Annotated in this window: 18 protein-coding genes; 10 read left to right on the top strand and 8 right to left on the bottom strand. The window is 66.9% G+C overall.

Going from position 1 to position 20,167, the window contains the following annotated elements; all coding sequences use genetic code 11:
* Nucleotides 1–80 precede the first annotated feature (80 nt).
* From urtA to urtE, 6 genes are all read left to right on the top strand, one after another.
* Nucleotides 81–1,373 carry an urea ABC transporter substrate-binding protein gene (urtA, locus tag ACVJ6E_RS14100; protein ID WP_120269747.1) on the top strand — a complete coding sequence of 431 codons (1,293 nt, stop codon included), beginning with the start codon at nt 81–83 and terminating at the stop codon, nt 1,371–1,373.
* Nucleotides 1,374–1,493: 120 nt separating this feature from the next.
* On the top strand, nt 1,494–3,161 hold the full coding sequence (gene urtB, locus ACVJ6E_RS14095) for an urea ABC transporter permease subunit UrtB (RefSeq protein WP_491676477.1): 1,668 nt from the start codon (nt 1,494–1,496) through the stop codon (nt 3,159–3,161).
* A 37-nt stretch (nt 3,162–3,198) separates the two neighbouring features.
* A complete protein-coding gene (gene urtC, locus ACVJ6E_RS14090; RefSeq protein WP_120269541.1) occupies nt 3,199–4,383 on the top strand; it encodes an urea ABC transporter permease subunit UrtC in 1,185 nt (394 codons plus the stop codon).
* A gap of 4 nt (nt 4,384–4,387) precedes the next feature.
* Nucleotides 4,388–5,134 carry an urea ABC transporter ATP-binding protein UrtD gene (urtD, locus tag ACVJ6E_RS14085; RefSeq protein WP_097174988.1) on the top strand — a complete coding sequence of 249 codons (747 nt, stop codon included), beginning with the start codon at nt 4,388–4,390 and terminating at the stop codon, nt 5,132–5,134.
* A gap of 87 nt (nt 5,135–5,221) precedes the next feature.
* A complete protein-coding gene (locus ACVJ6E_RS14080) occupies nt 5,222–5,740 on the top strand; it encodes a hypothetical protein (protein ID WP_067219927.1) in 519 nt (172 codons plus the stop codon).
* A 25-nt stretch (nt 5,741–5,765) separates the two neighbouring features.
* The gene (gene urtE / locus ACVJ6E_RS14075) at nt 5,766–6,461 is read left to right on the top strand and encodes an urea ABC transporter ATP-binding subunit UrtE (protein ID WP_120269542.1); all 696 of its coding nucleotides are present in this window, start codon (nt 5,766–5,768) and stop codon (nt 6,459–6,461) included.
* 12 nt (nt 6,462–6,473) lie between these two features.
* Here the strand turns inward: urtE and ACVJ6E_RS14070 are convergent, their stop codons facing one another.
* Both ACVJ6E_RS14070 and ACVJ6E_RS14065 read right to left on the bottom strand, forming a co-directional pair.
* Nucleotides 6,474–7,238 carry an SDR family oxidoreductase gene (locus ACVJ6E_RS14070; RefSeq protein ID WP_199681333.1) on the bottom strand — a complete coding sequence of 255 codons (765 nt, stop codon included), beginning with the start codon at nt 7,236–7,238 and terminating at the stop codon, nt 6,474–6,476.
* A 124-nt stretch (nt 7,239–7,362) separates the two neighbouring features.
* Nucleotides 7,363–7,761, bottom strand: coding sequence for a DUF2177 family protein (locus tag ACVJ6E_RS14065; RefSeq protein ID WP_120269544.1), 399 nt, complete (start codon nt 7,759–7,761; stop codon nt 7,363–7,365).
* 235 nt (nt 7,762–7,996) lie between these two features.
* Here ACVJ6E_RS14065 and bfr point away from each other — a divergent pair, with 235 nt between their 5' ends.
* From bfr to ACVJ6E_RS14050, 3 genes are all read left to right on the top strand, one after another.
* Nucleotides 7,997–8,482 carry a bacterioferritin gene (gene bfr / locus ACVJ6E_RS14060; RefSeq protein WP_120269545.1) on the top strand — a complete coding sequence of 162 codons (486 nt, stop codon included), beginning with the start codon at nt 7,997–7,999 and terminating at the stop codon, nt 8,480–8,482.
* A 173-nt stretch (nt 8,483–8,655) separates the two neighbouring features.
* Nucleotides 8,656–9,816, top strand: a complete 1,161-nt coding sequence (locus ACVJ6E_RS14055) for a lipase family protein (protein WP_120269546.1) — start codon at nt 8,656–8,658, stop codon at nt 9,814–9,816.
* 94 nt (nt 9,817–9,910) lie between these two features.
* Nucleotides 9,911–10,792, top strand: coding sequence for a fumarylacetoacetate hydrolase family protein (locus ACVJ6E_RS14050; RefSeq protein WP_120269547.1), 882 nt, complete (start codon nt 9,911–9,913; stop codon nt 10,790–10,792).
* Nucleotides 10,793–11,072: 280 nt separating this feature from the next.
* On the opposite strand, the gene ACVJ6E_RS14045 is transcribed toward ACVJ6E_RS14050, so the two are convergent.
* From ACVJ6E_RS14045 to ACVJ6E_RS14025, 5 genes are all read right to left on the bottom strand, one after another.
* Complete coding sequence (locus ACVJ6E_RS14045; RefSeq protein ID WP_120269548.1) at nt 11,073–13,523, bottom strand: Tex family protein; 2,451 nt, start codon at nt 13,521–13,523, stop codon at nt 11,073–11,075.
* A gap of 168 nt (nt 13,524–13,691) precedes the next feature.
* Complete coding sequence (locus ACVJ6E_RS14040; protein ID WP_067336400.1) at nt 13,692–14,804, bottom strand: ATP-dependent DNA helicase; 1,113 nt, start codon at nt 14,802–14,804, stop codon at nt 13,692–13,694.
* A 78-nt stretch (nt 14,805–14,882) separates the two neighbouring features.
* Nucleotides 14,883–15,914, bottom strand: coding sequence for a 4-hydroxyproline epimerase (locus tag ACVJ6E_RS14035; protein WP_120269549.1), 1,032 nt, complete (start codon nt 15,912–15,914; stop codon nt 14,883–14,885).
* Between the two features lie 29 nt (nt 15,915–15,943).
* Nucleotides 15,944–17,188, bottom strand: coding sequence for an NAD(P)/FAD-dependent oxidoreductase (locus ACVJ6E_RS14030; RefSeq protein WP_120269550.1), 1,245 nt, complete (start codon nt 17,186–17,188; stop codon nt 15,944–15,946).
* Nucleotides 17,189–17,256: 68 nt separating this feature from the next.
* Entirely contained in the window at nt 17,257–18,150 is an 894-nt protein-coding gene (locus ACVJ6E_RS14025; RefSeq protein ID WP_120269551.1) for a dihydrodipicolinate synthase family protein, read from the bottom strand.
* Between the two features lie 115 nt (nt 18,151–18,265).
* Here ACVJ6E_RS14025 and ACVJ6E_RS14020 point away from each other — a divergent pair, with 115 nt between their 5' ends.
* Nucleotides 18,266–18,976 carry a GntR family transcriptional regulator gene (locus tag ACVJ6E_RS14020; protein WP_120269552.1) on the top strand — a complete coding sequence of 237 codons (711 nt, stop codon included), beginning with the start codon at nt 18,266–18,268 and terminating at the stop codon, nt 18,974–18,976.
* Between the two features lie 23 nt (nt 18,977–18,999).
* Here ACVJ6E_RS14020 and ACVJ6E_RS14015 read toward each other — a convergent pair whose 3' ends face one another.
* Entirely contained in the window at nt 19,000–19,875 is an 876-nt protein-coding gene (locus ACVJ6E_RS14015; protein ID WP_120269553.1) for a phosphorylase family protein, read from the bottom strand.
* Nucleotides 19,876–20,167: the final 292 nt, after the last annotated feature.

Raw genomic sequence — 20,167 nt, 5'->3', positions numbered from 1 at the left:
GCAAAACTGGCACGCATCTTGATCCTCAGTGCCGTGGCTCTTCCTCCGGGGGAGACGCGACAGAGGGGAAACAAATGACGATGTTCAGCAAGAAATTCTTCGCCGGCATGGCGCTTTCGGGCCTGATGGCCACCACTGCCGTCACCGGCGCCTTCGCCCAGGAGGAGACCATCAAGGTCGGCATCCTCCACTCGCTGTCCGGCACCATGGCGATTTCCGAGACGACCCTCAAGGACGTCATGCTGATGCTCATCGAGGAGCAGAACAAGAAGGGCGGCCTGCTCGGCAAGAAGCTCGAGGCCGTCGTGGTCGATCCGGCGTCCGACTGGCCGCTGTTCGCCGAAAAGGCCCGCGAGCTGATCCAGGTGAACGGCGTCTCCGCCGTGTTCGGCTGCTGGACCTCGGTGTCGCGCAAGTCCGTGCTGCCGGTCTTCGAGGAGCTGAACTCGCTGCTGTTCTACCCCGTCCAGTACGAGGGCGAGGAAAGCCAGCGCAACGTCTTCTACACGGGCGCCGCTCCGAACCAGCAGGCCATTCCCGCCGTCGACTACCTGATGAACGAGGAAGGCGTCGAGCGCTGGGTGCTGGCCGGCACCGACTACGTCTACCCGCGCACGACCAACAAGATCCTCGAGGCCTACCTCAAGGCGAAGGGCGTCGCCGAGGAAGACATCATGATCAACTACACGCCGTTCGGCCATTCCGACTGGCAGACGATCGTGTCCGACATCAAGGCCTTCGGCTCGGCCGGCAAGAAGACCGCCGTGGTCTCCACCATCAACGGCGACGCCAACGTTCCCTTCTACAAGGAACTGGGCAATGCCGGCATCAAGGCCGAGGACATCCCGGTCGTCGCCTTCTCGGTCGGCGAGGAAGAGCTGGCCGGCCTCGACACCGGACCGCTGGTCGGCCACCTCGCCGCCTGGAACTACTTCCAGTCCGTCGACACGCCGGTCAACGGCGAGTTCATCGAGGCGTGGAAGGCCTATATCGGCGACGACAAGCGCGTCACCAACGATCCCATGGAGGCCCATTACATCGGCTTCAACATGTGGGTGAAGGCGGTCGAGAAGGCCGGCACCACCGATCCGGATGCGGTGATCGACGCCATCGTCGGCGTGTCCGTGCCGAACCTGACCGGCGGCTATTCGGCGATGATGCCGAACCACCACATCACCAAGCCGGTGCTGATCGGCGAGATCCAGGAAGACGGCCAGTTCGAGACCGTGTGGGAGACCTCCGGCCTCGTCGTCGGCGACGCCTGGTCCGACTTCCTCGAAGGCTCCAAGGACCTGATCGCCGACTGGCGCAAGCCCTTGAACTGCGGAAACTTCAACACGGCCACGGGCAAGTGCGGCGGGTCGGGAAGCTAAGCTCCCGTCCGTCGCATCCAGAGGGGGAGGGAGGCGGGCGCAGATCCGCCTCCTCCTTACCCCTCCTCTCCTAGCGCGCATTGCGCATCCCAGCCCGGACGGTCCCCAGTGAACGCATCGGTGAACGTAAACGCACACGCCCCGAGCCCTGCCGGCGCAAAGCGCCCTCTCCCGGCCCTGCTGCTGGCCCTGCTGCTGGCCCTGCTGCCCCTGGCGCTGCTGTCCTCGTCAGCGGGCGCGCAGGACAATGCCACCCTGCGCCCGCTCGTCGATGCGCTCGGGAAAGGTTCGTTCAGCGATACGGAAAAGCAGATCGCCGCGCTCGCCGCCACCGGCGATGCCGCCGTGGTGCCGGCGCTGGAAGCGCTCACCAACGGCGATCTCTATGTCCGCAAGGCCGACAAATCCGTGGTCATCGGCAAGCGGGCCGGCGGCAGCCTTGCGCTCACCGACCCGCTGACCGGCGAGGCGCTAGAAAGCGCCCCTTCCAGCGCGCTCGACAAGATCCGCGTCAACAATCGCCTGCGCCGCACGATCCGCGCAGCGCTCGGCGGACTGACCCTGCGCGCCGCGGATGCCACCACTCGCCGGCAGGCGGCCGAGGCGATCTTCAAGGCGCAGGATGCGGAGGGCATCGAGGCGCTGGACGCGGCGATTGCCGCCGAGACCGATGCCGGCGTTGCCAAGCTGATGCGCGAGGCGCGCGCCGCCGCCGTGCTCGCCTCCGACCTCCCCACCGAGGACAAGATCGCCGCCATCGACACGCTGGCCGAGCGCGGCGACCGCGACGCCCTGTCGATGATCACGGCAGTGCAGAACAGCGACGCGAGCGAACTGCACGAGGCGGCAGGTGCCGCCCTTGCCCGCATCGAGAAGCTGCAGGCGGCCTGGGACACGGCCCGCAACGTCTGGTTCGGCCTGTCGCTGGGCTCGGTGCTGCTGCTCGCCGCCATCGGCCTTGCCATCACCTTCGGCGTGATGGGGGTCATCAACATGGCCCATGGCGAGATGGTGATGCTGGGCGCCTACACCACCTTCATGGTGCAGAACCTGTTCCGCACCCACGCGCCCGACCTCTTCGACTATTCGCTGCTGGTGGCGCTGCCGGCCGCCTTCCTCGTCGCCGGCCTCGTCGGCGTCGGCATCGAGCGCGGCATCATCCGCTTCCTGCACAACCGCCCGCTGGAAACGCTGCTCGCCACCTGGGGCGTCTCGCTGATCCTGCAGCAGGCGGTGCGCTCGATCTTCGGCCCCACCAACCAGGAGGTCGGCAACCCGGCCTTCATGTCGGGCGCCTTCGAGATCGGCCAGCTGACCATCACCTACAACCGGCTGTGGATCCTCGTCTTCGCGCTGACGGTCTTCGCCGCGCTCTTGACCGCGATGAAATTCACCCGCTTCGGGCTGAACGTGCGCGCCGTCACCCAGAACCGGCGCATGGCCGCCTCCATGGGCATCCGCACGCCGCTGGTCGACGCGCTGACCTTCGGCCTCGGCTCCGGCATCGCCGGCATCGCCGGGGTGGCGCTGTCGCAGATCGACAACGTCTCGCCCAATCTCGGCCAGTCCTACATCATCGACAGCTTCATGGTCGTGGTGTTCGGCGGCGTCGGCAACCTGTGGGGCACGCTGGTCGCGGCGATGAGCCTCGGGGTCGCCAACAAGTTCCTGGAGCCCTTCGCCGGCGCCGTGCTGGCCAAGATCCTGGTGCTCGTCTTCATCATCCTGTTCATCCAGAAGCGTCCGCGCGGCCTGTTCGCGCTGAAGGGCCGGGCGGTGGAGGCATGAGCCCCCGTCCCGCCCGCATCCCGCGGAGCCGCCCGTCATGATGGTTCGTTTCCTTGCCGGCGGATTGACCGGCACCCGCCTCGCCATGCTGGCGCTGCTTCTCGCCGCCGCCGTGCTGGTGCCCGTCCTCAACCTGTCCCTGCCGGCCGATCACCCGCTGCACGTGCCCACCTATGCGGTGACGCTGATGGGCAAGTACCTGACCTATGCACTGCTGGCGCTGGCGCTCGACCTGGTGTGGGGCTATTGCGGCATCCTCTCGCTCGGCCACGCGGCGTTCTTCGCCCTCGGCGGCTATGCCATGGGCATGTATCTGATGCGGCAGATCGGCACGCGCGGCGTCTATGGCGACCCGGTGCTGCCCGACTTCATGGTGTTCCTCAACTGGAAGGAACTGCCCTGGTACTGGAGCGGCTTCGACGCCTTCCCCTTCGCGATTGTGATGGCGCTGGCGGTGCCGGGACTGCTCGCCTTCGTCTTCGGCTGGTTCGCCTTCCGCTCGCGCGTCACCGGCGTTTATCTCTCGATCATCACCCAGGCGATGACCTATGCGCTGTTGCTCGCCTTCTTCCGCAACGACATGGGCTTCGGCGGCAACAACGGCCTGACCGACTTCAAGGACATCCTCGGCTACTCGGTGCAGTCGGACGCCACCCGCGCCGGGCTCTTCGCCGCTTCGGCGCTGGCGCTGGCGGCAAGCCTGGTGCTCGCCATCGCCATCACCGGCTCGAAGCTCGGCAAGGTGCTGATCGCGGTGCGCGACGCGGAAAGCCGCACCCGCTTCCTCGGCTACCGGGTGGAGCACTACAAGCTGTTCGTGTGGACCGTCTCGGCGATGATGGCCGGGCTTGCCGGCGCGCTCTACGTGCCGCAGGTCGGCATCATCAATCCGGGCGAGTTCGCCCCGGCCAACTCCATCGAGGCGGTGATCTGGGTGGCGGTCGGCGGCCGCGGCACGCTTGTCGGCCCGATCATCGGCGCGGTGCTGGTCAACTTCGCCAAGAGCTGGTTCACCGCCGCCCTGCCCGAGATCTGGCTGTTCGCGCTCGGCGCGCTGTTCGTCGCGGTGACGCTGTTCCTGCCCAAGGGCATTCTCGGCCTTGCCGCATCGCTGCGCGCCCGCCTGCCGAAGCGCAAGGACAAGACCTCACCGGCGGACGTGTCGGCGGGTGCGCCCATCGCCCCCGCCCCCGCTCTTGCTCGCAACCAGGCCGCGGAGTGACACGATGACCGCCACGGGCTCCCTGCTCTATCTCGACGGTGTCAGCGTCTCCTTCGACGGCTTCAAGGCGCTGAACAACCTGTCCTTCCTGATCGGGCGCAACGAGATGCGCGCGATCATCGGCCCGAACGGCGCCGGCAAGACGACGATGATGGACGTGATCACCGGCAAGACCCGGCCGGACACCGGCACGCTGCTGTTCGGCGAGAAGCTGGACCTCACCCGCCACGACGAGGCGGAGATCGCCGGCTTCGGCATCGGCCGCAAGTTCCAGAAGCCGACCGTGTTCGAAAGCCACACGGTGGAGGACAATATCGCGCTGGCGCTGAAAGCCCCGCGCGGGCCCTTCGCCACGCTGTTCCACCGCCGCGAGCGCGAGGAGAGCGCACGCATCGACGCGCTGCTGGAGCTGGTGCGCCTCGACAGCCGCCGCGACGACCTTGCCGGCGACCTCAGCCACGGCCAGAAGCAGTGGCTGGAGATCGGCATGCTGCTGGCGCAGGACCCGCAGCTGCTGCTGATCGACGAGCCCGCCGCCGGCATGACCGATGCGGAAACGGCGGCGACCGCCGATCTTTTGCGCGACATCTCTAAGAGCCATTCGGTCGTCGTCGTCGAACACGACATGACCTTCGTGCGGGCGCTCGACGTCAAGGTCACCGTGCTGCACGAGGGCTCGGTGCTGGCGGAAGGCTCGCTCGACCACGTCTCGTCCGACCAGAAGGTCATCGACGTCTATCTGGGCCGTTGATCGTGGAACGCGCAATGAACTGTGGCACTGCAACCGTCTTGCCGTTTATGTATCCCTCGGTCGAGGGAACCGGACAGGAGACGGATGATGCCTCTATTGGGCCTTCTCGCAACGATCGCCGTGGGTGTGGCGGTCTGGTACTGGCGACTGAAAATGCTCCGCGAGGCGGGGAGCGAAGTGATCGATTCCGTCGAGCGGATGCGCGGCGCCTACAAGCGCAAGCAGTTCCGCAAGAAGGTCGAGGACGCGCCGCTGGCCTCCATCGAGGACCCGGTGATCGCCGCGGTGACCTTCTACTTCTGCCTGGCGAAGGAAAAGCCCGCCCACAAGGACGAGGCGAAGGCCGTCATCCGCGAAGGAATGCAGGGGATCGTCCCGCCCGGCGACATGGACGAGCTGCTGATCTTCTGCGACTGGATCGCCCAGAACGTCATCAATGCCGACGACCCGGTCCAGCGGTTCCACAAGCTCTGGAGAAGCCGTCTCGACCAGGGCGAGCTGCACCAGCTGATCACCATCGCCCGGGCGGTCTGCGACGTGGGCGGGGGACCGGACGAGGAACAGGCGCGGGTGCTGCAGCTGTTGAACCGCAAGCTGCTGAACTGACGCGCAAGACCGTAATGGAGGTTGCATGCTGAACGTTGAGTCCATCGACCTCCATTACGGCGCCGCACAGGCGCTCAAAGATGTCAGCCTGAGCGCGGAGGTCGGCAAGGTCACCTGCGTGATGGGCCGCAACGGCGTCGGCAAGACCTCGACCCTGCGGGCGATCGCCGGCCAGCAGCCGATCTCGGCCGGCAGCGTGCGCTGGGAGGGCGAGGACATTTCCCGCATGACGCCCTATCAGCGCGCCCGCAAGGGCATCGCCCTGGTGCCGCAGGGGCGCGACGTGTTTCCGCTGCTCAGCGTACGCGAGAACCTGGAGACGGGCTTTGCCGTGCTTCCAAGCGGCCAGCGGCGGGTGCCCGACACGGTGTTCGAGCTGTTTCCCGTGCTCAAGGACATGCTGTCGCGGCGCGGCGGCGACCTGTCGGGCGGCCAGCAACAGCAGCTCGCCATCGGCCGGGCCATCGTCATGCGCCCGCGCCTTCTGATCCTCGACGAGCCGACCGAGGGCATCCAGCCCTCGATCATCAAGGATATCGGCCGCGCGATCTCATTCCTGCGCGACACCGGCGAAATGGCCATCGTGCTGGTGGAACAGTATTTCGAGTTCGCCCGGGACCTGGCCGACCGCTTCGCCGTGATGGACCGCGGCGAGGTGGTGCTCGCCGGCACCCGGGACGAACTGGAGGAGAGCGCGGTCCGCGCCCACCTCACCGTCTGACCAGAGCTCCGCTCAGCCGCGGCCGATATAAGGCATGGTCGTTGCCATCACCGTCATGAACTGGACATTGGCATCGAGCGGAAGGCTGGCCATGTGCAGGACGGAGCTCGCGACATTCTCGGCCGCCATCACCGGCTCGGCCCGCACGCTGCCGTCCGGCTGGGCGACGCCCTCCTGCATGCGCACCGTCATGTCGGTCGCCGCATTGCCGATATCGATCTGGCCGCAGGCGATGTTGAACGGGCGCCCGTCCAGCGAGATGGAGCGGGTGAGACCGGTCATCGCGTGCTTGGACGCCGTATAGGCGGCCGAGCCGGGACGCGGCACATGCGCGGAAATCGAGCCGTTGTTGATGATCCGCCCGCCCTGCGGGTCCTGCGCGCGCATCATGTTGAAGGCGCCGCGCGCGATCAGGAAGGCGCCGTCGAGATTGACGGACATCAGCTTGCGCCATTCCTCGAAGGAAAGGTCGCCGATCGGCTTGCCGAGAACGGTGGTGCCGGCATTGTTGAAGACGACGTCGAGCCGCCCGAACGCATCGTGCAAGGCGCCGAACAGGTCGTCCACCGCCGCCGGCTCGCTGACATCGCAGGGAACGCAGAGGGCACCGGCCGAATCGACGCCGGACATGGCCACGGTCTCTTCCAGCTTGTCACCCCGGCGCCCGGTCAGCACCGTGCGATAGCCCGCCTTGAGAAAGGCAATGGCGCAGGCGCGGCCCACACCCGCACTCGCGCCCGTCACCAGCGCCACGTTTCCCGCCCGATCTCCCGTCATGGCCATGTCGTTCCTCCGCTGCAAGCCATTGCGTCATTGCAGGAACAATGGCCGGGGAGAGACGGAAAAGGCAAGCAGCAAGGGCACTTGGCGAGACGGTTTGGCGCGGGCGGGTGGCGGTGCCTTACGCGAAATTGCGGGCGATGAGATAACCCGCCGTCGCGGAAACGCCGGTTACGGCCGTCCCCCAGGCGATGTCGACGACCGTCACCACGACCGGCCAGTCGCGCAAGGTGGCAAGGTTGGTGAAGTCGTAGGTCGCATAGGCGAAGAAGCCGAACAGGCAGCCGTAGAGCGCTGCGTCCTGCCAATTGCCCGAACGCAGCGCCGGGGCCACCGCGAAGACGACGATGCCGACGACGTAGACGAGGTAGAAGGCGCCTGCGACCGCGAAATTCACCTGCTCCGCCATCAGCCCGGCAAGGCGCTCGCGGTAGAAGGAGCCGGCCACGTGCCCCAGCCAGATGTAGTCCAGCGTCAAGAAGATCAGCGCCGTGGCGCCATAGGCGATCGCGTACGACATGTCCGGGCCTTCCTGTTTTCCACATGGCGTTAAACGCAGGATTGGTGCGACCGGTTCACCTTGCGGCCACAATGCGGGGGCTCAATCGCAAGTTCCTCGCGCAAACTGCCCGCAGCCCTCTTCACACAGGATTGGAATTATTCTAAACTGCGTGCAATTGATCGCTTCGCGAAGGCCGAAGCGACCGTGACGGTGCGGCCGCAGTGGCGCACGCGGAAGACAAGGAGAGCATCGAATGAAAGGCAGCGCAAAGGTTATCGAACGGCTCAACGAGGCGCTGTTCCTCGAGCTCGGCGCGGTGAACCAGTACTGGCTGCACTACCGCATGCTTGACGACTGGGGTCTGACCAAGCTCGCCAAGAAGGAGCGCGCGGAGTCCATCGAGGAGATGCAGCACGCCGACAAGCTCATCGCGCGCATCCTGTTCCTCGAAGGCCACCCGAACCTGCAGAAGGTCGCACCGCTGCGCATCGGCCAGGACGTCAAGGAAGTGCTGGAAGCCGACCTTGCCGGCGAGCATGACGCCCGCGCCTCCTACGCCAAGTCGCGCGACATCTGCCACGACGAGGGCGACTACGTTTCCATGAAGCTCTTCGAGGAGCTCCTGGCCGACGAAGAGGGTCACATCGACTTCCTCGAGACCCAGCTGGAGCTGCTGGAGAAGATCGGCGTCGAGCGCTACTCGCTGCTCAATTCCGGTTCGGCCGACGACGCCGAATAAGCGCAAGGGGCGGGCCTGCGGGCCTTTTCCCTCACGGCACGAAAGCCGCCTCGCCCCGCCGGCGCGGCGGCTTTTTTGTTACCCGCGCCCGGATGCGTGTTCGCACAAAATAATGCAACCGAAGATAGAGGTTCTGCCCTATCCTACCCGTGGTCACCCCAGGGGAGGACGGCATGGCATTCGCTTCCGGTTTCGATTTTTCCGAGGCACGCGACGCGCTGGCGCTGTCGCAGGCGATCTACGGCGAGCCGGCGATCCCGGTGCCGACGCCGGACCCGGCCGCATTCGGCTGGTCCAGGGTCGACGAGCTGTCGCCCTCAAGCCCAACGCTGCTCGACAACCTGTGGCAGGTCTGGCGAAGCAGCGCGCATCCGAACCGCTACGCCGTGGTGGTGCGCGGCACGGTCGACACGAAGGCGAGCATCCTCGCCGACCTGCTGTTTCCGCTGGTCGATGCGCGGCTCGACCTGAAGCTCGATATCGGCGGATCGCAGCTCGACATTCCCTTCCATCTCGCCCGCGACGAGACGGGCAGCGCGGTCGTCGCCGGCACCCATCTCGGCTTCACGCTCAGCCTGCTCCTGATGCTGCTGACCACCGACCGGCCGCTGCTGGCGAGCCTTGCCCGCCTGTCGTTGCTGCCGGGGACCGAACTGCTCGTCACCGGGCACAGCCAGGGCGCCTCCATCGCAACGCTGCTGACCTCGTTCCTGCGCCACGCCGGCGGTCCCTTTGCCGGCTTCGCATCCCTTTCTACCAAGACCTACGTGCTAGCCCCGGCCAAGCCCGGCAACGACCACTATGCCGCCGACTATGCCGGCATTGCCGGCATGGCGGGCTTCGGCTGGACCATCGCCAGCGCGCAGGGATGGGTGCCGCAGGTGCCCTTCACGCTGCAGGGACCGGGCGACCTCAACACGCCCAATCCCTTGCGCGCCTATGCCGGCGAACCGATGCCGGACAGCGATCCGCGGGTCGCGGCGATGGCGCTCACCGCGGCGATGGCTTCCGACGCTGCGCTGGAACCGGCGCTCGCCCATGCGCACGAGACGGTCGCGGTGCTGAAGGCCGGGCTTGGGACCATCCGCCTTGCGCCCGAGCCGTTCATGACCGGCGGTACGGTGCTGCCCCCGGTTTCCGGGACCGTTCTGGCACCGACGCTCGACACGGTGCTGTCGCGGGTGCAGCGCTCCCTCGACTACGCGCCGGCCGGATCGCTGGTGCCGCTGTTCGCCCGGCCCGGCGGCAACCCCGCCGACCCGAAGGACTTCTTCTGGCAGCACCATCTCGGCAACTACTGGATCTACCTGCAGGAGCAATACGGCGGCGTGTGAACCGCGCTGGACCCCTCCCCGGCGCTTGCAAGGCGGGCCATGCACCGGCACTCTTGCGCCCGGCGCACTCGCGCCTTCGGGAGGATCATCAAACATGCACGCCCATCGTTCGGCACTGGCACTCGGTGCCTCGCTTCTCGTCTCCACCGTTCTTGTCGCCGGGAGCGCGCAGGCCGCCTGTCCCGACGATGCCGCAATCGACGCCTTCCTGGCCGCGCGTGCCAGCGCTGCCCCGACACCGCCGCCGGTCGCTGCCGGGGGATCGATGGCGGATGCCCTGTGCGCGCAAGACAAGATCCTCGCCCGCCTGGAAACCGATCTCGGCCCGGTGGTCGGCTACAAGGCCGGCCTCACCTCGCCCAAGTCGCAGGAAGCCTTCGGCGTGACGGAGCCGGTCTTCGGCACGCTGCTTGAGGGCATGATCGTCAAGGGGAACGCCACCGCCCGCCCGGCGGAGGCGGTGCGCGCGCTGTTCGAGGCGGACCTGGTGGTCGAGATCGCCGATGCCGCCGTCAACGACGCGACGACACCGGAAGAGGTGCTGGCCCATATCGCCGGCGTGCGCCCGTTCCTGGAGCTGCCCGCGCTCGTCGTCGGCAAGGACGACAAGCTCGACGGCCCCGCCATCACCTCGATCAATGTCGGGGCGTGGAAAGGCGCGATGGGAGAGCTGATCGAGATCCCGCAAGGGGCCGAGGGCGTTGCCATGCTCGCCGACTTCACCGCGAAACTGACGAATGACGCAAACGGCGAGACCCTGTCGGCGGCGCCCGGCAAGGCCGTGCTCGGCCACCCGCTGAACGCGGTCACCTGGATCGCCGGCGTGCTGAAGGCGCAAGGCAAGGCGTTGAAGCCCGGCGATCTCGTCTCCGTCGGCTCCATCGGCCCCCTGCATCCGATGAAGCCGGGCCTGAGCGTCACGCTCACCTATGAGGGACTGCCCGGCACGCCGAAGATCGGCGCCCGGTTCGAATAAGGGCAACGCGAGAGGAGGGAGCCCCTTCCTTCGTCACGCCAGCCCCTTCTTGCGTCCTCCAGCGCACCGCCCTCTCCCTTCGTCACCCCGGACGGCGCGCAAGCGCCGAGCCGGGGCCGGAGAGCCGGGGCGATTGCAGAAGCGCTCAGGCACGGAAGGCTACCTTTATGGCTCCCCGGTCCCGGATCTTCGGCCTTCGGCCTCGTCCGGGAAGACCCGGGGAGAGAGTGGCGCATAGGAAGGCGAGGCGACATCCCGAGAGAATGCACCGCCTCCCCTGTCAGCGCTTCTTCTTGTTGAAGGCGGCAGCAAGGGCTGCGGCCATGGCCCCGTCGCCGCCACCGCCCTGCGAGGGACGCGAACCGCCAGAACCGCCGGAGCCACCACCGCCGGGTCCGCCGCGACGCGGGCCGCCGGGTCCGCCCTTCGGCCGATCGCCGCCGCCACCGGGACCGCCGCGCGGCCGGTCAGAAGCATCCGCGCCGCCGTCCTTGCGCATGGTGAGGCCGATGCGCTTGCGCGCCATGTCGACCTCCACGACCTTCACCCGCACGATGTCGCCGGCCTTCACCACCTCCGCCGGATCGCGCACGAAACGGTCTGCGATCTGCGAGACATGCACCAGGCCGTCCTGATGGACGCCGATATCGACGAAGGCGCCGAAATTGGTGACGTTGGTGACCGTGCCTTCCAGCATCATGCCGGGGCGCAGGTCGCTCATCGTCTCGACGCCGTCGGCAAGCTTTGCGGTCTTGAACTCCGGACGCGGATCGCGGCCGGGCTTCTCCAGCTCGGCCAGGATGTCGCGCACCGTCGGCAGGCCGAACGTGTCGTCGGCAAAGCGCGAGGCATCGAGCCCCTTCAGCAGCGACGCATTGCCCATCACCTCGGACAGCGGCCGGCCGCAGGCCTGCACGATGCGGCTCGCCACCGGATAGGCTTCCGGGTGCACCGAGGAGGCATCGAGCGGATTGTCGCCGCCGGGAATGCGCAGGAAGCCGGCGCACTGCTCGAAGGCCTTGGGCCCGAGCCGCGCAACCTTGAGCAGCGCCTTGCGGTCGCGGAACGCGCCTTCCGCCTCGCGGTGCGCCACGATGGACTCGGCAAGGCCGGCGGAAAGGCCGGAGACGCGGGCAAGCAGCGCCACAGAGGCGGTGTTGAGGTCGACGCCGACCGCGTTCACCGCATCCTCGACCACCGCATCCAGCGCCTTCGCCAGCTTCGTCTGGTTGACGTCGTGCTGGTACTGGCCGACGCCGATGGACTTCGGCTCGATCTTGACGAGCTCGGCCAGCGGATCCTGCAGGCGGCGGGCGATGGAGGCCGCACCGCGCAGCGAGACGTCGACGCCGGGCAGCTCGCGCGCGGCCAGCTCGCTCGCCGAATAGATCGACGCGCCGGCCTCGTTGACGATCACCTTGATCGGGCGGTTCGCCGGCGGGATCTCGCCGAGCAGATCGGCGACCAGCCGGTCGGTCTCGCGGCTCGCCGTGCCGTTGCCGATGGCGATGAGCGAGATGCCGTGCCGGGCGATCAGCGCCTTCAGCGCCGCCGTCGAGCCAACGATGTCGTTGCGCGGCTGGAACGGGTAGATCGTCGTCGTCTCGACCAGCTTGCCGGTGGCATCGACCACCGCCACCTTGACGCCGGTGCGGATGCCGGGATCAAGACCCAGCACCGTCTTGTGACCGGCGGGCGCGGCCAGCAGCAGGTCCTTGAGATTGCGGGCGAAGACGTGGATCGCCTCTTCCTCGGACTTCTCGCGCAGCGCGTTCATCAGGTCGAGTTCCAGATGCAGCGCCAGCTTGACCCGCCAGGCCCAGCGCGCCGTCTCCGCCAGCCAGCGGTCGGCCGGCCGGCCCCGGTCCTCGATGCCGGCGGCCCTCATCACCATCAGTTCGACCGGCTTGAAGGTGCCCTGAGCGTCCTCGTCGACGGCGAGTTCAAGTGCCAGAACGCCCTCGTTGCGCCCGCGCAGCAGCGCCAGCGCCCGGTGGCTCGGCACGTCGGCCCATTTCTCGCGATAATCGAAATAGTCGGAGAACTTGGCACCCGCCTGCTCCTGGCCCTCGACCACGCGCGAGCGCAGCACCGCGCCCGACGTCATGTGCGAGCGCAGCCGCCCGACCAGCGCCGCGTCTTCCGCAAAGCGCTCCATCAGGATCTGCCGCGCGCCATCGAGCGCCGCTTTGGTGTCCGGAACGCCCTTTTCCGCGTCGACGAAGCGCGCCGCCGTCTCCTGCGGGTCATGCGAAGGATCGCCGATCAAGAGGTCGGCCAGCGGCTCCAGCCCCGCCTCGCGGGCGATCTGCGCCTTGGTCCGCCGCTTCTTCTTGAACGGCAGGTAGAGATCTTCCAGCTGCGCCTTGGTCTCGGCCGCGTGGATGCGGCCGGCCAGCGCGTCATCCAGCTTCCCCTGCTCCTCGATGGAGCGCAGGATCGCGCCGCGCCGCTCCTCCATCTCGCGCAGGTAGGTCAGTCGCTCCTCGAGCCGGCGCAGCTGCGTGTCGTCGAGACCGCCGGTCGCCTCCTTGCGGTAGCGGGCGACGAAGGGAACCGTCGCCCCGCCGTCGAGCAGCTCCACCGTCGCAGAGACCTGCTCCGGCCGGCAGACGAGTTCCGCCGCGATGGTGCGGGCGATGCGGGCGGAAATCTCCGGCGGCAGCGCCGTCTTCGCGGACGCGGGACGGGAGGCCGGAACGTCCGGCGCGAAGGAGGAAAGATCGGTCATTTTGCGTGCCTGTCGACGAAATCGGGCCGCCGGCACGGGGCCGGCCGGCGGGGCGCGAACCTTACGCGCGCCGTGCGCCTCGCGCCAGTGTGAGGCGCGACAACACACGGCCGGAAGTGGAAAACCACGCGAGTGAGGCGGGACTGGGGCCCAGGCTGAGGCTCGCGCTCAGCGCACCACGGTGATGCGCTGCGCGGCGCGGGTCACGGCCGTATAGAGCCAGCGGTCGCGATACTCGCGGAAGGCCCAGCTCTCGTCGAAGAGGACGATGTCGTCCCACTGCGAGCCCTGCGCCTTGTGGACGGTGAGCGCGTAGCCGTAGTCGAACTCGTCGGAGCGGCGCTTGAGGGCGTAAGGAATCTGGTCCGCGCCCTCCTCGAACAGGCCCGGCAGCACCTTGACCTGCACCCGGCCCTTGCCGGCGGCCTCGTCCTCAGGGCGCACGTCGAAGCGCAGCGTGTTGCCCTTGGACGGCCGCAGCCGCTCGACGGTCCACAGCCCGCCGTTGAGCAGGCCCTTGGCCTTGTCGTTGCGCAGGCACACCAGCTTGTCGCCAACCGCCGGCATCGGTGTCGTGTAGCCCTTCAGCTCGCGGATGCGGCCATTGTAGAGCCGCCGTGTGCGGTTGGTGCCGACCAGCACCTGGTCGCTGGCCAGGATCGAGGCGGCGTCGATCTCACGGCGCGAGATGATGCGGCTGTCGCCATAACGGCCTGCCTCAAGCTCGCCGCCCTCGCGGATCAGCATCGACATGTGGACGATCGGGTTGTCGCGCGCCTGGCGGTGCACCTCCGACAGCATCACGTCGGGCTCGGCCTCGGTGAAGAAACCGCCGCCCTTGACCGGGGGCAGCTGCGCCGGATCGCCGAGCACCAGCACCGGCGTGCCGAAGGACAGGAGATCGCGGCCGAGATCCTCGTCGACCATCGAGCATTCGTCGATGACGATCAGCTTGGCCTTGGAGGCGATGCTGTCGCGGTTGATCGAGAAGCTGAGGCTTTCCTCGTCGTCCTCGGTCTCGTCCTTGCGCCCGCGCGGCCGGTAGATCATCGCGTGGATGGTGGTGGCGTCGTCGCAGCCCTTCTGGCGCAGCACATGGGCTGCCTTGCCGGTGAAGGCGCCGAAGGCGACATCGCCGTTGATGCCCTCCGCCAGATGGCGGGCGAGCGTCGTCTTGCCCGTGCCGGCGAAGCCGAACAGGCGGAAGACCTGCTTGTCTTTCGATTTTAGCCAGCGCGCCGTCTCGTCGAGCGCGTGCTGCTGCTGGGGCGACCAGTCCATGAAGCGAATCGGATCCCGAGTTGGTTCGCTTCCTTCCTACAGTCTTCGCGCCCGCCTGTGCACCCGCTTAAGCCGGGCTCACGGGCGCGGGTAGAGCTTCACCCCCGTGCCGGTGACCGAAAAGCCCGTCATGTAGGGGTCGCGCTCGTCCAGCGTGATGGTGGAGGTGCCGGTCTTCACCGCCCAGCCCTCGATGGTGGGCACGATGGCCGGCCGGCCGCCGACGGTGGTCTCGGCTTTCACCCCGCCGGTGAACAGCGAGCCGATGACGCTCTCGTGCACGAAACGGTCGCCGACCTTCAGCCGGCCGCGCGCATGCAGCTGGGCAAGGCGGGCGGAGGTGCCGGTGCCGCAGGGGCTGCGGTCGATGGCCTTGTCGCCGTAGAAGACCGCGTTGCGCGCATCCGCCCCTGGCTGGGTCGCCGGGCCCGTCCACTGGATGTGGGTGATGCCGCGGATGCGCCCGTCCTCCGGATGCACCATCTCGTACGCCTCGTTGAGCGCGATCCGAAGCGCCGGGCTGATCGCCACCAACCGATCGACATCGATGGCGCCGACGCCGGGGAAATTCTCCTGGGGCTCGATGATCGCGTAGAAGTTGCCGCCATAGGCAACGTCGAAGGTCAGCCGGCCGAGCTCCGGGCAATCGATCTCGAGATCCTGCGCGGCAAGGAAGGAGGGCACGTTGGTCAACCGCACGGACCGGACATGCTCGCCCTCCATCTCGTAGTCGGCAAGCACCAGGCCGGCGGGCGTTTCCAGCCGCGCCTGGCCCGGCGTGCGGGGCACGAGAAGCCCCTCCTCGATCGCCATGGTGACGGTGCCGATGGTACCGTGGCCGCACATCGGCAGGCAGCCGGAGGTCTCGATATAGAGCACGCCGATATCGCAATCCTCGCGCGTCGGCGGATAGAGGATCGAGCCGGACATCATGTCGTGGCCGCGCGGCTCGAACATCAGGCCGGTGCGAATCCAGTCGTAGCGCTCAAGGAAGTCCGCCCGCCGCGCCAGCATGCTGTCGCCGGCAAGGTTGGGTCCCCCGCCGGCGACGAGCCGCACCGGATTGCCGCAGGTATGTCCGTCGATGCAGAAGAACGTATGCCGCGCCACGGCTGCCTCCTCGAGAAAAGAACCGTCTGTCAGAACCTGTCGACCGCATAAGGGGCAAGATCGATGGCCGGCTGCTCGCCGGCAACGAGCGCGGCGACGAGTTCGCCCGTCACCGCCGCCTGCGTCAATCCGTGATGGGCATGGCCGAAGGCGTGGATCAGGCCCGGCACGCGGCGGCTTTGCGAGATCACCGGCAGGCTGTCGGGCAGCGAGGGACGAAAGCCCATCCAGCGCTCGCCGGTCTCAGCCTTCAGCTTCGGCACCACCTTGCCGGCGCGCGCCACCAGCGCATCGACCCGCCGCCAGTCGGGCGCGGCCTCAAGCCCGCCGAACTCCACCGCCCCGCCGATGCGCAGGCCCTTGGCCAGCGGCGACAGCACGAAGCCGTAGCCGGCCAGCATGATAAAGCGGCGGAAGGAGACGCCCGGGTCGGGAACCGTGATGTTGTAGCCGCGCTCGGTGTCGAGCGGCACGTCCTCGCCGATGCCGGCGGCAAGCCGGCGCGACCAGGCCCCGCAGGCGAGCACCACATGCGGCGCGCGGCGCACCGGCCCCTCGCGCATGCGCAGCACGACACCCTGGCTGCAACGGGTGATCGCCGCCACCTCGCCGCGCTCGATGGTGCCGCCGCGGGCGCGCACATGGGCGGCAAGGTCGAGGCACATCCCGTGCGGGTCGTCGACCTGCACCCAGCCGGGAAGGAAGGCGCCACCGGCCACCGTGGGCCCGAGATCCGGCTCCATGTCGCGCAGCTCGGGACCGCTCAGCTCGCGGACCTCGATGCCGTGGTCGCGCTGCAGCTGCCAGCCGGCCTGTGCCCGCGCGATCTCGGCCGGCTTGTCGAAAACGTCGATACAGCCCTCGCGCTTCACTCGGTGAAGCGTGCCGCTCTCCCGCCACAGCCGCTCCCAGGCAGGCAGCGCGGCGGCATTCAGCGCGGCGATGGCGCCGATGGAGCGGCGCCAGGCAGCCGGCCGCGAGGCCTGCACGAAGCGCAGCATCCACGGCAGGATGGACAGGGCATAGGAGGGACGGATGGCGAGCGGCCCGAGCGGATCGAGCAGCCAGCCCGGCGCCTTGCGCCAGATGCCGGGCGAGGCGAGCGGGGCGACATCCGTCCAGGCGATGCCGGCGGCATTGCCCCGCGAGGTGCCGCTGCCCGGCTCGTCCCGGTCGATCACGGTCACCGCATGGCCGCGTTCCAGCAGCGCCGCCGCCGTGGCGAGGCCGATGATGCCGGCCCCGATGATGGTCACTTCGGACCTGTCGCCCATGCGTCCTTCACGCCCCAATAGATCCTGTCGCCGAACCTTGGCCGAACCCGACCGGCGCCGCTCTCGCCTCAGAGCGCCGGCAGCTGCGGCCGCGTGTCCAGCGCGGCGCGAATGATGCCGTCGACCCGCTCGGCTTCCGCGCCGGACAGGGCCATGCGCGGTGCACGGCAGCGGTCGTTGGAGCCGATGGCATGCACTTCGGCGCGCTTGATGTTCTGCACCAGATTGGTCGAGACATCGAGATCCAGCAAGGGGCGGAACCAGCGGTAGATCGCCCGCGCCTCCTCGATGCGGCCGGCCTGCGCCAGCTTCCAGATCGCCACTGTCTCCTTCGGGAAGGCGACGACGAGACCGGCGACCCAGCCGGTGGCGCCCATGACGAGGCTTTCCAGCGCCAGGTTGTCGACGCCGGTGAAGACGTCGAACCGATCGCCGAAGCGCGAGATCACCTCGCTGACGCGGCGGATGTCGTCGGTGGATTCCTTCATCGCCACGACCAGCGGCTCGCCGGCCAGCTCATCGAACATGTCCAACGTCACGTCGACGCCGTAGGCGACCGGGTTGTTGTAGACCATGATCGGCAGGCCGGACCCGCGGGCGACCGCGAAAAGATGCGCCAGCGTCTCGTGCGGGGCCGAGCGATAGGGCACGCCCGGCAGGACCATCAGGCCGTCGGCGCCGGCCTTGGCCGCAGCCTGTGCGGCGGCGACCGCGCGGCGCGTCGAGCTTTCGCACACGGTCATCAGGACGGGGCGGCTGCCCGCGACGGACTTGGCCAGCTTGAGGATCTCGAGCTTTTCTTCGCCCTCGAGCGCCATCGCCTCGCCGAGCGAGCCGCAGACGATCAGCCCGTCGACACCCGCCTCGACCTGCAGCGCGAAGCAGCGCTCCATCTCGGCCATGTCCAGCCGGTCGTCGCTGGTGAACTTGGTCGTTACCGCCGGAAACACACCGCGCCACATGATCGAAACTCCCTTGCCGCCATCTGATATATCAGTTGTCGAGCGCACATTCCCACGCACCTTCCCTTCTGTCAACGACTGATATATCAAGGGGAGGAAGCGAGAGGAGACCGCCATGACCGCCAGCCCCGCCGGAGGCGAACGCGCCGGACCTGCCGAGCTCGGACCCGCCAGCCAGGAGGGCGAGGAAAGCCGGGCGGCCCGCGCCTATCGCGCGCTGGAGGAGCAGATCGTCACCCTGCGGCTGGCGCCGGGCACGGCGATGACGGAAAGCCGCATCGCCGCGCTGCTGGACATGGGCCGCACGCCAATCCGCGAGGCGATCCAGCGGCTGGCCTGGGAGGGGCTGGTGACGATCCGCCCGCGCCTCGGCATTCTGGTTGCCGACATCAACCCGGCCGACTTCGCCCGGGTGCTGGAAACCCGCCACGCGCTGGAGATCCTGTTGACCGGCTCGGCCGCGCATCTGGCGAGCCGCGACGAGCGCGACCGGCTGGGCGAATGCGCCCGCGCCATGCGGGACGCCGCCGCCGCCGGCGATGTCGATGCCTTCCTGCGCGAGGACAAGACCTTTGACGAGATCGTCGCGGTGGCCGCGTGCAATCCCTTCGCCGCCCGCGTGGTGGCGCCGCTGCAGACCCATTCGCGGCGGTTCTGGTTCCGCTATTTCGGCGAGAGCGACCTCAACTCCGCCGCCTGGCACCACATGGAACTGATGCAGGCCATCGCGTCGGGCGACGTCGCCCTCGCCCGCTCCCGCGCCGACGACCTGATGCACTACCTCCGCCGCCAGGCGATGACGCTGACGGGAGGGTTGGAGAGGTAGTGGTAAGCGGAAGGTTCTTCTTTCTACAAAGAGACACTTGCCACTGCTACTGGCATTAACTGCGCCATCAAATTTGATCCAGATGGATCAAATGCGTCCTCGGCGAGTTTAGCACATACCGCCGCAGCATTACGACTTGCTAATTTACGAGTTTCTTTATCCTTGTCCTTTTGTTCAGTGTAATCCGAGATGCCACGAACGACAAAACCGGCCATCGGCCTATCTGAATTTATCTTTTTGTACCGAGCCAGAGCGCTAAGAAACCCACCGGCTTCCATTTCAACGCAAACCGCCTTATCGTGATTAGCCAATATACTTGCCGTCACCATTGGCCCATTGGTAACATAGTCCCAGGAGAAAATTTCCCCCACATGGACACCAAAAGCCCCATTAGAAAGCTCTCCAGCTGCATTCAGTCTTGATACGGACATTTCAAGCCGATTCATAATATCGGCATCAAAATTTGGCGGCTTATGATCTACTGGACGATATTCGAAGCAAGGATTGCCATCTTTTTTTCTATCCTCCCCTTTCCAATAGACATGCTTACCGACAACAACATCCTTTTTCTTGATATTCTCCTTGTCCAACGAGCCTGCTATTCCGCACAGAAATACGATCGATGGCTTGGCCCTTTCGAGAAATGCAAATGTCTCGATAGCAGCATGTGCTTGGCCTGGCTTTCCAATAACTCCAGTGTGGATAGCAACCGTGCAGTCAGCAACTACTTTCTCCCATCGCTCAATCTGAGCAACTGAGAGCCGAGGCTCAACTTTGACCTGTTTCCAGCCGCCCGCAAGGAGAGCGGATGAGAAAGACTCAAGCTCGGGAGATACGAGCGCAGCAAGTAATCCGATTGAAATAACTTGGGTTTCGCGCACCGGCGCACTATCGTTCATGCTTGCTCTCACTTGGGTGCGTTAGTCGGGTCGATATGGGCGGCCAGCGGAGCCGAGGATCAAATGGCTGTCAAAATTAGATGAATCTGGGAAGCAGTGCAAATATATTGCCCTCACATCAAATCTTGAAAATATATCATGATACTGGCTTGATCCAACGATCTGCGTTCTCAGGTCTCGACCTTTGAAGTCCAAATGTGATTTCAGTCGAAGTGCAACGTCGATACAACCATCTGAGATGTGCACATCAACTATTTCGATGCCAGAGACCTCATAGAGCGCAGTAACAAAA

It is taken from the genome of Stappia sp. G46H5W (assembly GCF_058448995.1).
The sequence above is the reverse complement of the archived record's forward strand: the minus strand, read 5'-3'. Positions and strand labels throughout refer to the sequence as shown.